The organism is Membranihabitans marinus (assembly GCF_021729155.1).
Lineage (GTDB): Bacteria > Bacteroidota > Bacteroidia > Chitinophagales > Saprospiraceae > Membranihabitans > Membranihabitans marinus.
This window is the reverse complement of sequence record NZ_JAJQYA010000001.1, coordinates 168211-183659: the sequence shown is the minus strand read 5'-3', so window position 1 is coordinate 183659 and position 15449 is coordinate 168211. Positions and strand designations below refer to the sequence as shown.

The 15449-nt window shown below is 37.3% G+C and carries 12 protein-coding genes; 1 reads left to right on the top strand and 11 read right to left on the bottom strand.

Translation table 11 applies throughout. From position 1 onward, the window contains the following. Positions 1 to 126: 126 nt before the first annotated feature. From LVD51_RS00660 to LVD51_RS00630, 7 genes are all read right to left on the bottom strand, one after another. A complete protein-coding gene (locus tag LVD51_RS00660) occupies positions 127 to 1500 on the bottom strand; it encodes a purple acid phosphatase family protein (protein ID WP_236969236.1) in 1374 nt (457 codons plus the stop codon). A 163-nt stretch (positions 1501 to 1663) separates the two neighbouring features. Beyond that, positions 1664 to 2761: an acyltransferase family protein gene (locus LVD51_RS00655; protein WP_236969235.1), complete on the bottom strand. Its 1098-nt coding sequence runs from the start codon at positions 2759 to 2761 to the stop codon at positions 1664 to 1666. Between the two features lie 303 nt (positions 2762 to 3064). Then, positions 3065 to 4288, bottom strand: a complete 1224-nt coding sequence (locus LVD51_RS00650; RefSeq protein ID WP_236969234.1) for an alkaline phosphatase family protein — start codon at positions 4286 to 4288, stop codon at positions 3065 to 3067. A gap of 10 nt (positions 4289 to 4298) precedes the next feature. Continuing rightward, a complete protein-coding gene (locus tag LVD51_RS00645; RefSeq protein WP_236969233.1) occupies positions 4299 to 5195 on the bottom strand; it encodes a metallophosphoesterase family protein in 897 nt (298 codons plus the stop codon). Further along, positions 5195 to 6988, bottom strand: a complete 1794-nt coding sequence (locus LVD51_RS00640; protein ID WP_236969232.1) for a RagB/SusD family nutrient uptake outer membrane protein — start codon at positions 6986 to 6988, stop codon at positions 5195 to 5197. Before LVD51_RS00640 ends, LVD51_RS00645 begins: the two co-directional genes overlap by 1 nt. A 10-nt stretch (positions 6989 to 6998) precedes the next feature. After that, positions 6999 to 10604 (bottom strand): SusC/RagA family TonB-linked outer membrane protein, encoded by a 3606-nt coding sequence (locus tag LVD51_RS00635; RefSeq protein WP_236969231.1) that lies wholly within the window; start codon positions 10602 to 10604, stop codon positions 6999 to 7001. Between the two features lie 12 nt (positions 10605 to 10616). Then, entirely contained in the window at positions 10617 to 11531 is a 915-nt protein-coding gene (locus tag LVD51_RS00630; RefSeq protein WP_236969230.1) for a FecR family protein, read from the bottom strand. Between the two features lie 224 nt (positions 11532 to 11755). Between LVD51_RS00630 and LVD51_RS00625 the strand changes: the two genes are divergently transcribed. Then, complete coding sequence (locus tag LVD51_RS00625) at positions 11756 to 12307, top strand: RNA polymerase sigma factor (RefSeq protein ID WP_236969229.1); 552 nt, start codon at positions 11756 to 11758, stop codon at positions 12305 to 12307. A 275-nt stretch (positions 12308 to 12582) separates the two neighbouring features. Here LVD51_RS00625 and LVD51_RS00620 read toward each other — a convergent pair whose 3' ends face one another. The 4 genes from LVD51_RS00620 to LVD51_RS00605 all read right to left on the bottom strand — a co-directional run bounded on the left by LVD51_RS00620 (position 12583) and on the right by LVD51_RS00605 (position 15362). Then, a complete protein-coding gene (locus LVD51_RS00620) occupies positions 12583 to 12987 on the bottom strand; it encodes a Spy/CpxP family protein refolding chaperone (protein ID WP_236969228.1) in 405 nt (134 codons plus the stop codon). Between the two features lie 103 nt (positions 12988 to 13090). Continuing rightward, positions 13091 to 13444: a hypothetical protein gene (locus LVD51_RS00615; RefSeq protein WP_236969227.1), complete on the bottom strand. Its 354-nt coding sequence runs from the start codon at positions 13442 to 13444 to the stop codon at positions 13091 to 13093. A gap of 27 nt (positions 13445 to 13471) precedes the next feature. Next, a complete protein-coding gene (locus tag LVD51_RS00610) occupies positions 13472 to 14245 on the bottom strand; it encodes a 3-keto-disaccharide hydrolase (RefSeq protein WP_236969226.1) in 774 nt (257 codons plus the stop codon). Positions 14246 to 14312: 67 nt separating this feature from the next. Continuing rightward, positions 14313 to 15362 (bottom strand): hypothetical protein, encoded by a 1050-nt coding sequence (locus tag LVD51_RS00605; protein WP_236969225.1) that lies wholly within the window; start codon positions 15360 to 15362, stop codon positions 14313 to 14315. Between the last annotated feature and the right edge of the window lie 87 nt (positions 15363 to 15449).

The following is a 15449-nucleotide window of genomic DNA, read 5'->3' as shown; positions in this document are numbered from 1 at the left end:
AAGAATTCAACCATCGGTATAAATAAAAGAGAGGGCATAAATTATAAAATTTATGCCCTCTCTTTTATTTATATCAGTAAGTCAGCTAAAAAAACTACTGTTTATAATCCGACAAATCTTCTCATTTTATTGATCTTGACTTTTCTTGGCTTTGTATTCCTTCAACCGATCGTTAAACTCTTTCCAATCCTTGTCCTCAAATCGCTCTTGGTATCTCATAGGTGGATATAGGGCCTCCTCAAGCTCGGCATTGGCCGCATGATCGATAAATAACTTTTGATGATCTCTTTTTATAAGCTCAAACTCGTCGTATAATTCACCAGAAGTAGTATAGGATGCATAGTGAATGGTGTCGGCAGAAACATCGATTAACTGATACAATTGACGACTTGCTGCGCCACGGTCCATCCAATCTCCTAGTGACAGATTATACATTTTGGGTCCACTCACAGAAACTACATAAACCGGACCATCGATATTTCTATTCTTTAATCCTACAGGTACATTACCCCCTCTTCCATAGGCGTGGTCATGTCCTTGCAGTACTAAGTCCACATCGTATTTTTCAAACATCGGCTTTAGAAGATTTCTCAATTCTTCATTATCTCGTCCATAACCAGAAGAATATACTGGATGGTGCATTGTAACGATGGTCCATTTTTGATCATTATTGGCCAATACGGAATCCAACCATTTTGGTTGTGGAGAATTTTCTGGATCAGCGAATAAGCCTTGGGTATTGAAAGAAATAAATCGACAACCTTGATAATCTACAAAATACACAGATTCTTTCAAACCTTTGGGACCGTTCATAGGATTTTCAAAAGTAGGTTGCCATAGAGGAGTCAACTTGCGATTATCGTTTTCATCTTTGTAATATTCATGATTTCCAGGTGTAGCTATACTGGGAATCATTCCGTACAACCATCCTCCGGCATAAAACCACTCTCCCCATTCATTATCATTTACACCACGATTCACCAAATCACCAGCATGGATCATGAAATTTACTTTTTTACCATGAAGATTGGCCTGGCGAATGGTTCGTGACCACATTGACTTTAGGTCGTTTTGTGCATCACCAAAATACAAGAATGAAAATGGTGCCACCTCATCGGAAGGGGTAGTGGTTTGAAACCATTCACTCCATCGTTCTTCACTACCGACTCGGTAAGCATATAAAGTATTGGGTTCTAAATCATCCATGACCAATGAAAAATAGTTGGCCTTCACCCCTGCTTCATCATAGGGAGTAATCTTAGCTTTGTATGACTTCTTATCTCTTACAAAATCTGGATTCCCATCGGCTTTGGCGATTTCCACTATGCCCTCACTCACAGAACCATCTGTCCTCCAAGTTACAGCCAAGTTAGCATCAGCATCACCAAAAGTTAGTATTATTCTGTCTGGATATTCAGTAGGTAAAAATTCTTGTGCTGTGGCTATATAGCCCGTTAAAATACAGCTTAATAAAAGCGCAATGGTTTTAGAAATCCTCATCTTATTATTTTCAATTATTGTAAAATACATACATTCAAATATATACAATAACCATAGATATAGATCTATATAAAATTACGAATTAATGATATTTTAATAACCATTTACCCTCATAGCTAAAGACTTAGAATATTAAACTTATAGAATAATGCAATTGTCTCCCCTAAACCTTGACAAAAGTTTTATTTTTATACATATACCACAATAAAGCATATAATATTAAAAATCCACCAGTAGCTTTAATGAGGGGGTAAAAAGCAGGAACAAACGACTCTAAACCAAAAAGAACATCATCTGCAATGTCTGAAAATGAAATCACATGAGACAGTACGTATGCTGTTATTGCATTCATCCCGATAACTTTTAGCGGAAATATCCATTTATTATAGCCCTTCACATCAATAACATAATAGAAAATAGCCAACAATACAAAGCAAATCCCTGAAAGGAATAACACAAATGAACTCGTCCATAATTTCTTGACTATAGGATGCCATATACCCCATATTAAGCCCAATGCAATACCTGCTATTCCAATAAGGAATAAATATTGAGCCACCTTCGGCCTAGGTAAAGAGGAACGGATTAACTCACCGGCAAACATTCCAGACAAAGTAGTAGCTGTAAAACCAAATCCTGTCAATAACCATGTATATTGCGTGCCATCGTCCCAACCTCCCATGATGAGTCTATCAAAATAAATTGCAAAATTTTGATCGGGTCGTAGTACACTGCGTCCAAATTCGGGTACGCTGGGCAACGTTAATATAACCGCATATATCAAGAGACAAAGCGCAAACATAATATACCTAGCCTTGGGTTTCAAATGTAAATATGCCAGAGATGATGCGACATAGCCCACGGCAATGGCCTGTAGCGTATTGCTGAATATTTTAAAAGTATTGCTATCCCATGCCAATAAATTTCCCTGTACGATCCAGCCCAATATAAACAGTATCACAAATCGCCGCAACAACCGTTGGTATACGGGCTTTAAATCTGACGATCCATCCTTAATTCTCGAAAGTGAATAGGGAATCACTGCACCCACAACAAATAAAAACAACGGCATAACTATATCATAAAAATGAAATCCATACCATTCTGGATGGGTAAATTGCCTCGCCAAAAAAGCGGTTAATGGAGTGTCGACTCCTCTGTTTAAATATCGAAAAAATTGATCACAGAAAATGATCATTAACATATCAAATCCACGTAGTGCGTCAATGGAAGATATTCTTTGGTAGGGTTTAGCGGTCAAGGCATTGGCTTTTTATTACAAAAAAATGGATATCAAAACTATGGAATTAAATATACGCATTTGTTTCGTAAGTTGAATTTATGTTTGCGCAAACACAGAGCCATGGCCATAAATCCATATTTGAAAATAATACCTACCAAGGTCTATATTATAGTGAAAAAATCAAATAGAATTATCCCTCATTGATGCACTATTTGTGAATAATCATTCTGCTAAAGTGAAGTAATTTGAAGTAAAACCAATTTTTACCTATTATAAAATACGCACACTGAAATTTTCATCTTAAACGATAAGTCAAATATTTTAAGGCTGCACCCAATAATTTAAATATTGATGGTCGGTTTCCAACACCACTTTGTAAAAAGACGAGGGTATCTCATCAATTGGAATCGCAACTTGCTCATCATTAAGATTAACTTCATCAGCCAACAGATATAAATCCGGCTTACCCTCTTTATACTTATTCTCAGTAGACAACCAAACCTTCCCCTTACCGGCATCACCATAAGATTTCCATGTTAAAAGTAATTCAGTTTTAGATTTGTCAACTTTCAGATGACTAGCTTCAACAGGACCAATAAATGGAACTCCATCTACTTCCATTTTTACTGCCTTAGGTATAGTCAAATTCATAAAGCGAGCAATAGATGGATAAATATCCACTACGCCCAACACTTGTTGATGACCATATGAATTGATATTTTTATAATTTGTAACCACCCAAGTCGATCGTTCACGTTCAGACTGACCACCGTGATCCTTACCTGTTTTGGCATCGCGACCATGGTCAGTCGTTACCACGATTAACCAATCCTCATTGTAATCTTTCATTCGCTGCTTCACGGACTGCCAAATCAATCCAATTTGACGATCCATGACTTTTATAGATTCAATAAACTCAGGAGAATCACCGAAAGCATGCCCCATGTCATCGGTATACTGTAGATAAACCCAAGTAAGATCATGACCATTTTTGCGAATCTTATTCGCTGCCTCCCTAGCTACTTTCTCATCGATTTGTTGAATATAGGTAGGATCGCTGTGTGGATAATGGACGGTATCCAATTCCAAACCATCATAATAATCATCCAACAATAAACCATTGTTCGCCTGCAAACCTTCACCTATCAACTTGGTTCTATTGTCCAACCATGTTGAATAAACCGCAGCAGTCAAACTTGGATTATTGTGTTTGAGCAATCGAAACAAAGTCCAATAATGGTAATTAGGATCGACAATACTATTGCCCCATACATTGTGTTTATTGGCCCATGTACCCGTTATCAGACTATTGTACCCCACCGCCGAAATAGTTGGTGTCACTGAATATCCATCAGCATCGCCACCCACATAAGCAGGTAAAAATCGCCCTTGATCTGCTATCTCATCCAAATATGGTGTAGATACTTTTTGAATTACATCTCTCGAAATACCATCAGCTATAATAAATACCGTTTTTCGCACCGCTTCTTGAGCCCACAAAGCATTGACATGGAGAACTAATAGGATACAAGTTAGAATTTTCATGAAAAATATTTTAAAAAGTATGGGGATAATAGGTGTTTACAAAATGTCCATCGTTGTACAACTCCAAAATAGCAAATCCTGGAGGAGTTTGAAGATAATACCCTGGGCCGGCAGATTCATTATCGCCTTTGCCCCACCAATATCCACTTAAGGCCCCGTTACAAAAATAATATATGCCGTTGTACCTGGTTACATCCAACATATGCTGATGTCCACTTAAACAAAATTTCACCTTGTCTCGATGCTTATAAAACAATGCAGTCAATTTTTTGAAATCACCATGCTGGCCGCCCACATAATGGTGGGTCACTCCCAATATGGGATAATGAGACATAATAACCACTGGTGTGTTGGCGGGCCAGGTTTCGAGTAAGTCCACCAACCAATTCCATTGTTCAGAGTCCAAGGTTACATTTTCATTATTGCTGTCTAAAATAATAAAATGCCAGCCTTTTTTCTCAAACCAATAATAGCGATTAGGTATTTTAAGTCTACTTACGGCATAAGCCTTTCCATACATCGCATCGTACTTGGAAGGTGCAGCCCACCACATATCGTGGTTGCCCAAACAACTGTAGATTTCAAAATCAGATATTTCTGCAGACCATTCATCCCATTTCAGCCATTGATCGAGCACTCGTTGTTTTCCCACATCGGCATATGAAGCATCGTGGATGGAATCACCTCCATTTAAGAAAAAATCAATGGAATGATTTCCTATGTCCCGTATACATTGTTTTGCCCGATGAGGTACATTGTCTTCAGGCCGGATATGCACATCGGTCACATGACAAACTTTTAAAATCGGCTTGTTCTTTTTTTTATAGAGATCTGAAATAGCCATACCTCCTGAAAAAGACGAAGCCAAGACCATACCAGACTGGGTTAACATATGTCTTCTATCCATTACCATCCAAACATTTGCTCCAAGTTATTATTTAACAATACCTGAGGTTGTGGAATAGGTCGGTAATAATACTGTGGTTTTAGAAATTGACGTTCCGTACTTTCCGTAATAATAGGCCCACCGTTGACACCATTTTCTAAATAGACTGTACCTGATCCATCTTGAATGGTACTCACCCGATAATATATAAGAGTTTGTCCCAAAGCATTTTTTTCTTTTTCATCCTCAAAAGGAATGTCATTGTCTTTGCTTATCAATTCTATATCTGGGTATCCATCGCCAGACATATCATATTTACCTAAGCCTGGGAAGTACATTCCCTTAGGGATGTCAGCAAACAACTCACCTACTTCCCATCGATTGATATCATCAAACCGTTGTCCTTCAAACACTAATTCCACTCGACGCTCTCTTCTTATCTCCAAAATAACTCCAGTATTAGCTCCACTTACATTGGGGTATCTCGCACTAATTATTGGATCAATATCAGCATTTGCTTCAACAAGATTTAAATCTGGCAATCCTGCCCGACTGCGAATCTGATTTATAGTACGATCCAAAATAGACTGGTTGATTGTATTAATCTCGGCATGGGCTTCGGCCACCATAAGCAATACTTCTGCATATCGAAGTACGGGAAAGTCATAACTTTGGTTGAATAACTCATCTACTGAATTGCCATAGCCCTTAATTTGATGATAGCCTGTAAAGTTTTTATTTAACCGCTGAATATAGCGACTGCCTTTATTTTCCCAACCGGGATAGGACAAACTGGCCAACATTCTAGGATCTCTATTTTGAAATTCCTCGACAAAAGTCATTTCATCAAAATTGGGTAGATCGGTAAATCGACTCCCATCAATCATTAGATAAGTGTGAACTAAATTTCTCGTAGGACTTTGTTCATAATCGGTAAAGATAGAGGTCACATTACTACCATGCCCTAAATCTGTATCAAAAATATGGGGTAAGATAATCTCTGGATTACTTTGCAAATCCTGACTATTAAACAAATCGAAATAATCAGTTTCTGGATTGCCCGTATTGTGAATTTGAAATTCATTACTATCCATAATGGCTGATCCTATTTCAATAGCTTTTTGAAAAAATGTATTGGATGTAGACTCCAATTTAAGCTCAGTGTGATATTTTCTCCATGAACCTTCATATAGTGCTATTCGAGTGTATTCAGTGGCTATGGCCCATTTTCCAGGAGAACCCGATGGCACATCGGCCTTTACGTTTTTATATGCAAAATCCAAGTCGGCCATAATACTATCTACCACCAATACTCTTGGATCACGTGGCTTGTTCAACCCCTCAACATCACTGGTATTTAATGTAGTGGAATACCAAGGCACATCGGAATACCGCTTTACCTTACTATAATAAAAAATAGCTCTATAATATCTAGCCAAACCGATGTAATGATTCTTGACCACTGGGTCCACCTCGGCTTTATCTACATTATCCAAAAAATAGTTAATATCCCTAAGTCGTCCCCAAGACCACCCACCAGTGATGGTTTCAGCAGAAGGACTACCTGTCATTAAGATCTTGATCTCTACTGCACCAGTAGTCGCCGTATTATCCGTCCCTTGTTCAGACTGATAAGTATATTTATCGGGAAGGGAGATTAAACCATCGATATAAAGCTTCAAATCTTCTTCCGATTTAAAAAAGGCTTCAGGAGAAATCGCGGTTTGCGGATATTTATTTAAAAAATCTTTGTCACAGCTCATCAGTGACAGCATCAGTATTAATGATATGATAAGTTGATTTAAATATTTCATTTCAATTAGTTTAGAAGTTAATATTAAGACCGATAGATATTTTACGTTGGATAGGATAAATATTCCCAGCCAAAATTTCCACTGCCTCGGGATCCAAAAAGTATTTTATCGGTGAAAATTCATATATGTTTTCTCCAGTGATGTACAATTTAAATCTTGAAATTTTTAACTGATCTGTCCACTCTTGTGGCAATGTATAGCCTATTGACAAATTTTTCACACGCAGATAAGCTCCGTTTTGCATATAACCCGTCTGAGAAATATCCAAACCAGTTCCATAGTTATTGTCGGCCAACCACGATTGGATGATTGGGAAACTTGCATCGGTATTTGCATCGGCTAATCCGGCGTCGATATAAGACTGAGAATGCTGACTTCTAAGATTCTCGGAATCCGCTGATCCTCTGTAATAATCAAGATTCCACGGATAAACATTGCCATAGGGTTGTTGGTATGGTCCCCAATACAAGAATCGTCTCGGATAGTAATCTCGTTTTAAAACACCTTGCAAAAACAATGAAAAATCGATGTTGTTCCAAGACAAATTCATTTCAGTACCTATTCGATATCTCGAAGAACTGTTGCCAATCTTCACATAATCCTTAGGATCATCGGTTGATGTTCCTCTTTCTATTTTTCCGTTGCCGTCTTGATCAACATATTTTGGCCAGCCTGGTACAATAGATAATGCTCCCCATGGAACGATATCTGTTTCATCCAATTGCTCAATCTCGGCTTCTGATTCAAACAAACCATCGTTAACCAAGCCCCATATCTCACCAACTTCTTGACCTTCTCGCCAATTGGAGAATGAATTAAGATCATTTTTAAACTTAGTAATCCACGATCGAGAATCAGACATAATAAATTTAAATCCATAATCCAATGGTTTATTACCTATATCAATAGCATCTCTATAAGTCAGAGCCACTTCCCATCCTTTGGTTTCCAAATCGGCGGTATTTTGTTGGGGAACTGAAGTACCCAGTACCGCTGGCAATTCTTGTCCTGCTGTCAACATTCCGATGGTTTTTCTATTGTAAACATCGAATACCGCTTGCAATTTGCCCTCAAAAAACCCAGCGTCTAATCCAAAATTTAGGGTAGTAACTCGCTCCCATGTATAATTGTATGGATCGATCTGCAATGAAGGGGCTCCACCTGAAATAACAATGGACTGCTTTCCATCTACTATATAAGGCGATGTTCCCGTAGACAAAGTCTGAATATAATTGAAATTACCCACGGCTTGATTACCCAAATCTCCATATGACAATCTCAACTTTAAATGATGACGATCCGTCAACCAACTGCTCACAAAATCTTCTTGAGAAACAACCCATGCTGCAGATACTGATGGAAAGAAACCCCATCGGCTGTTCTCTGGAAACCTTGATGATCCATCGTAGCGACCATTTACTTCCACCATATATTTATCTAACAAATTATAATTGAGTCGTCCAAATAGACTTTGTGTCGCATAAGAACTATAATATGCGTTGATCTTAGGATCACCACTAGTCAAGGCCAAGTATGGTAGGGTGGAAGAAATGAGATTGTCTCGATATCCGTATAAATAACTATAGGTATAATCTTCTTGATTGGCACCTGCCAATACAGTAAAGGTATGGTTCCCCATGGTCTTGGTATAACTACCATATAGATCCACAATGGTATTGTGTAGTGTTCCTGAGGTTTCACTGACATAACCATTTCCTCCCTCAGTTCGAACATCATCTGGTCCGTAACCAATCTGATACTTTGTTCCAATGGCATTATAAGACCACAATTCTTTCTTAATACTCAATCGGCTATTTAAAACCAAGGCATCATCAAAAAAACTAGCTTTTACCCCTGTGATATTTTGAAAACCAAACACTTCATTGTTATTATGTCCGCCATCGATCAATCGAGCAGCAAATTTACCAGCATCAGTGTTGGCCCAAGTGCCATCGGGATTTTCAACCACATCAGTTGGATATAAATCATATAACTCTACAATATTGGTCAAAGGATTGATACGCTCTGTTTGATACAATGAGGCATTGTTATTTAGATTTAACCAAGGCAATGGTGTAAAATCCAATTTTCCTCGAATCCCGTATCTATTATAATAATCGTCCGCCAGTTTATTTAATCCATTTTCAGTAGACCAATCACCAGATAGATAGTAATTTATAGACTTTCCATTTTCAGTTCGAAGTCCACCACTAAAAGAAAGGTTATGATTTTGGGACACACTTGAATTATGTAAAAAATAATCATACCAATTGTTATCTCCCATATATGCCCATTTCGTTGGATCTGAAGGATCTAATCGGATATCTTCTATGCTTGGATCATCTGAGCGTTCTTTGGCCCATCGAAAATGTTCATCGGAATAATTCACATAATCCCAAGGCGTATTATCTGTCGATGTTTCTTTAACTCGACTAAAAATATAGGGATCAGTAATAGGTTCTGGCAGTACCGTAGGTTTACCCCAAGCCACAAAACTATTATACGATATGGAATTCTTCCCATCCTTACCCGATTTGGTGGTCAATAAAATCACGCCAAAGGCAGCTCGAGCACCGTAAATAGCCGCAGAGGCAGCATCTTTCAATACCGAAAAAGACTCAATATCATTGGGGTTTATTCTTAACAAGTCGTCATAGGCTGAAGCGACTCCATCGATAATCAATAATGGATTCCCTCCATTAATAGAAGTAAATCCCCTAATATTAATGGTAGGTTTGGCTCCAGGTTGACCACCCGCATAATTGATATTGAGACCTGGACTCATCCCTTGCAATCCTTGCATGACATTGGCTACTGGTCGTTCCTGAATTTCTTTGGCATCGATATAATCAACCGCACCCGAAACATTGACCTTTTTTTGACTTCCATATCCCACAACAATTACTTCATCGAGGGTCTGAGCATCCGTCTTGAGAACCACATTTACTTCTTTGCGTCCATTAACCGTTTCCTCATGACTAATGTAACCGATATAAGAAAATTCTAAGACATCGTTTTCATTGACATTGGGTAATTCATAATATCCATTAAAATCAGTAGCTGTACCGATATCCTTTCCTTTAACCCGTACATTTACCCCGATTAATGGAATCTGATCTTCATCCAAGACCAGCCCGTGAACGGAAGTTTCAAAATTTACAAATTCCATCCAATCATTGGATAATTCTGCCAGCATCGATAAACGTTGTACTATACTTCCTTTTCCAAATTCGGTGTTCCTACTTTCCACAGGTTCTGTCATTTTACTACTCATCTGCTGTAATATCGATACCCCCTCTTCACCTTCCTTATAGAGAATAACAAATTGATTTTTAAATACCTGAAATTTCAATTCAGTTGATCGCAACAAAAAATCCAATTCCTCTTCTACCGAGGTCTTATCTTCGGATTCATATTTTACTTTGACATCATTAACCAAAGTCCGATCATAAGTAAAATACACTTGATATTTTCTGCTTAGTATATCAATTGCATCTAGGAGGGTAATTTCTTGCAATTGCAATAATGTTGTAGCTTTCCCTATTGAAAGACAACAAATGATACAGAACCACAGTAAGGCTAAATTCCTAATAACTCTTGTAAATAATTGATTCATAACATTTATAATTTAATCTAATTTCAATTCATATCCTTTATCATCTCTTTCAATCCTACCTCCCATAGCCAGCTCCAGTGCAGCACTGGTAATCTCCCAATCCGAATAAGGCAAAGCAAAATCCATAGGTCTCATCGCAAGACTCGAATCTTCCAGACGTATAGTGAATCCGTATATATCTTCTAATGATTGTAATATTTCTTTGAAAGGCACATTCTTAAATACCAGTAAGCCTTCTACCCATTTTGCCTGATTTATATAGCGCTGATCTGTAGTTTTAACAACCTCTCTATTCTCTACATCGAAATAGGCAGATTCCCCTTCTACTAATAAGACACGGTTATTGGATTGGTGATTATTTTGAACATTGACGGAACCTGATTTTAAATAAACTTGACTCTCATTCCCTCTGCTATTGACATTGAATGTAGTTCCTAATACAGTAATTGTTACATCGGACAATCTAATATGAAAAGGACGGCTTTCATCGTGAAAAACCTCGCAATAGGCTTCACCTTCCAACATAACATCTCTACTATTCGACGTCTCATCTTCCAACCATATCAATTTGGAATTGGCGTTGAGAGTGATTTCACTATGATCAGGCAAAACCACTTTCTTGGTCTCCCCGTGTGCAGTCTGATAGATGATTTGATCAGGGGGAGACGACTGAAAATAATATAGGGTCAACCCTAGGAGTACTATACTTGCAGCAACCATTGACCACCGCTTAAAATTAAATCGACGAACCTTCTTCTCCGCGTTGAGGAAAGTCGACATTCTCTGTTTCATTATTTTATCTAGATAACCATCATAGGAGGGGTCTTGAACTAGAGCCATAAATTCTTTCAGCTCCTTTTCCGATATTGAATTATCTTCAAGTTTACTTACTAATTTCTCTATTCTAACTTTATTGTTAACGCCCACATTATAATTTTAATTGCTATTGTCTGATGTATTACATAGAGAAAGACAAAACAAAACGGATAGTAGGTCTAGGTCAATTCTTTTTTTTTTTCACATTTTTATTACTTAAATTTAAGTTTATCTTTTGTTAGCATTAACATAATACTAACTCACTAGCTAAAGGCCAAATAATTCCTACATTCAGAGGCGGAAATAAAAGGACGATAAAAAAACTTGAAATGCTTATGCAACGTAAAGAAATGCCTATCGACGCCATTGTGGAAAAATACGAAACCAGTATTACTGCTTACATTGTCAGTTATGTAAAAGATTGGGAAAAAGCCAAAGATCTATGTCAAGATTTATTTCTCCAACTAACCATAAAATTCAATCAGGGATATAAAATAGAAAATGCTGAGCACTACTTGTTTAGAGCTGCTAAAAATACTGTTATCAACTATTGGAAAAAAACAGCCTCTCAGCAAGCATTAATAGATGACTACTACAATCATATCCAACAACAAGCGCGCTATAATGAAACCATCTTAGAGCATGATAAACAACTTATTTTCAGTATTTTAGAAAAACAAATGTCAGATCAGCAGAGCAAAGTATTTAGACTTCATCGAATCGATGGACTAACTTATTCAGAAATTGCTGATTCCCTCAATATTTCAAGATCCACTGTAAAAAACCATATGATCATCGCCCTACAAAAGATAAGGTATTATATGAGTCTACACGCCGATGAATTGATCTCTATACTGTTGATTTTATCTTATTTCAAGAACCATTAATACTAGTCTCGGTATGATCATTAACTTGAAGAGCAGAATTATTGAGGCCCAAACATAAATAAATTCTAATCTTATTCATGTTCGATAGTTGTGTTATGGGACCATCGACAAGTGAATGAAAATTTAATAATTTGGAACATTACATTTTTCACAAACACTTGAATACCTAACCACTACCTCATAAGAAAGATTTGTTCGTCTAACATAAAAAATCCCAAGACTCTCTTCGAGTCTTGGGATTTTACTTTAGATGAAAAGACTGTTAAAACAGCTGTCTATTCTTTTTCATCCTTTTCTTTCTCTTTCTTCTTGCGTCTCTCTTTCACCTTCTCCCTAGCTTCACTGCGTTGGTCTTCTCTCATTTCATTCCACTTGGCCAACTGTTCTTCTGAAAGAATATCATTCATCTTAGCCCTTCTATCTTCTTGAAGGTCGCGCATTTGCGAACGCATGGCCTCTCGATCTTCTCTACTGCTTTCTCTGAGCTCTCTAAATTTGGCTTTTGATTCTTCATCCAAAGCTTTAAGGTCAGCGACTTGTTGTTCGGAAAGAGATAAATCTTCTGCCAACTTTACATAATCTATTTCTGCTCTTTGTTGTCCACGCTGTTGAGCCATAGCAGGCAATGCGACCCCAACAAAAAGTATTGCTAAAAGGAAATTTAAAATTTGTTTTTTCATGATAATTTATTTTCTATTTAGATGTTTCCAATAGCTATAAGTTTAAAAACGTTTGATCATTTTTTTTATTTTAACTTATTGAAAACACATATATAGCTTGATCCTAAAGGGTTTTTTCCACTTCTTCGAGCGTACTGTGCCCCCTCGTTCCATCGCCGCTAAACCACTGCCATGATTCATAAAGCTTAATTCTTCCATTGGGCATAATCTCTGGCTTAGACTCACAATATCCCGCTTGCAACTGACCATCGATCAATATATGGTGATAATAAAACTGCAACTGACCATTGGCCAAGACCTTGCCCAACAATTCACCTTTAGCTATATTCCCCCCTTCATAACTACCTCGTAATAATTGACCTTCTTGGTAATATTGAAACAAGGTTTTATCGGACACTTCTCCATTATCCGAATTTTCAGAGGCCTTAAACATTTTATTGTGATAATCTATCTTCACGGATAACCGATTTGACTTGAGATTAATCTACAATTGCTTAATCATCATGTTTTTGAACTCCACAGGATCACCGTGATCTTGAATACAGATATGACCTTTCTTATAAGTACCAAAACCCGGCCATTGACTAAACTTACTATCGGCTATCATTTGATTCCATTCGTCGTTAAACATTTGGGTTTCTACTATTTGAGTCCCATTGAGATAAAAAGTCAAATGACCATCCTTAATCATAATCTCTGCGGTATTCCATTCTCCCGCTGGCTTTACTGTTTCAGGCGTACCTGTAATCAAATCGTAGAGATCCCCTGCTCTATGGGTAATGATTTTGGCATCTTTGTGACATGTGTTATCCAAAACTTGCATTTCTGGACCGGAATGATAAGGCTTTTCTTTACCTTCCACTACATTAAACATAATACCTGAATTTCCACAAGGCGATATTTTCCAATCGATCTTTAAGTGAAAATTTTCATATTCTTCATCGGTAACAATATCACCTCCGGTACCTTCTCCTTTAGTAGGATTAAAAACCAATTTGCCGTCCATTGCAGTCCAATCAGACCCGATATCATCACGATTAAATCCATGCCAGCCATTGGTAGTCTTACCGTCAAACAACAATTTCCAGCCATCTGCTTTTTGTTCTGCAGTCAATGTATTATCGGTTGACATGCCAGCAGAAATTTCTGTTTTTTCTGTTGATTCATTTTCTTTTGCAGCATTACTGTCTGCAGACCCACAGGATTGGAGTGACAATACTACACATAATCCTAAAATTAATCCACCTATTTGTTTCATAATGATCTATGATTTATTTTTTATTAATATATTACTAGGGTACAAAATACAGTTAATTCGACGTTTTTTATAACTGAAATCCTTGAAATTCTTTAGCCAACAACAATTTAATATTGGCCAATACAATCTCACCCATCGTTTCGCATTGATCAAAGATCTTAGATTTGTGATGATAAGCCAATTCTTCTTTCAACTGGTTTACTTTATCGGGAAAGGATATTTGATCTCGTATCATGGTCTTTAACAACAAGTTGAGTTGGTGAGCCGACGACTTTGCCCGCACGGCTATCAAACTTCTCTCCTCTATCTGATACTGATGTACCGCTTCTGGAGCCATATTCTCTATACCCATAAATATGATGGGGTTATTTTCTTTAAAATATTGAGGTAAATAAAAACTTTTGCGACCCTCATAACTCTGTTGATCAAAATCAATGGCCCTTATGCGATATTGATTGCCCTCGATATCTGGGGTGATATCTACCACAAAATTATAAGACCTCATATCGCCCAATAATCGAATAAAACAGCGTTCATTGAATTTGACAAATTCCTTGGCTATCCTCGTTTTGTCAAACAAAGACACTTCCATATGATACTTTATAAAATCGTCACCGGGAATACCGGCAATGTGCTCCTCAATCAAAGTGTTGTCATCAAACAAATAAGTAATGCGATTGGGCGACAATATATGTTCCAATTCCAGACCGTACAATCGCGATGCATCGGCCTTTTTAATATAAAAGTGGTCGTAATTATCGTTGAGCTTGTTAATAATCCGTACCCTAAATGGTTTGGTGTTCCCAAAGGTGCAAAAATCAATTCTAGCAACCGATAAGTGTTCCATAACTGAAAAATCACCATCGGTTTTGAGTATGGCGTAAATCTTGGTCAATGCAGTATGTAAATATTCGGTATCGGATTCTGTAAAAAAAACTGTTTCCCAATAAGTATCCCTCTCGTGTCGATCGATAAGGGGAATGGCTGAAATAAAACGATGTAACTCTTCATATTGAATAGGTAATGGATGTTGACGGTTGAATTTTTTTAAATAGGACAGAAAGCCCTTGCTTATTTCAAAGGGTATTTTCTTTTTAGATGGAATATCGCCAATCATATCATTACATTTTATTCACCACACAGTGTCAGCCCTTTTAAAAGATATGTATGGTTCAATACTTTTATTGGGGTAAAGACAACTTAT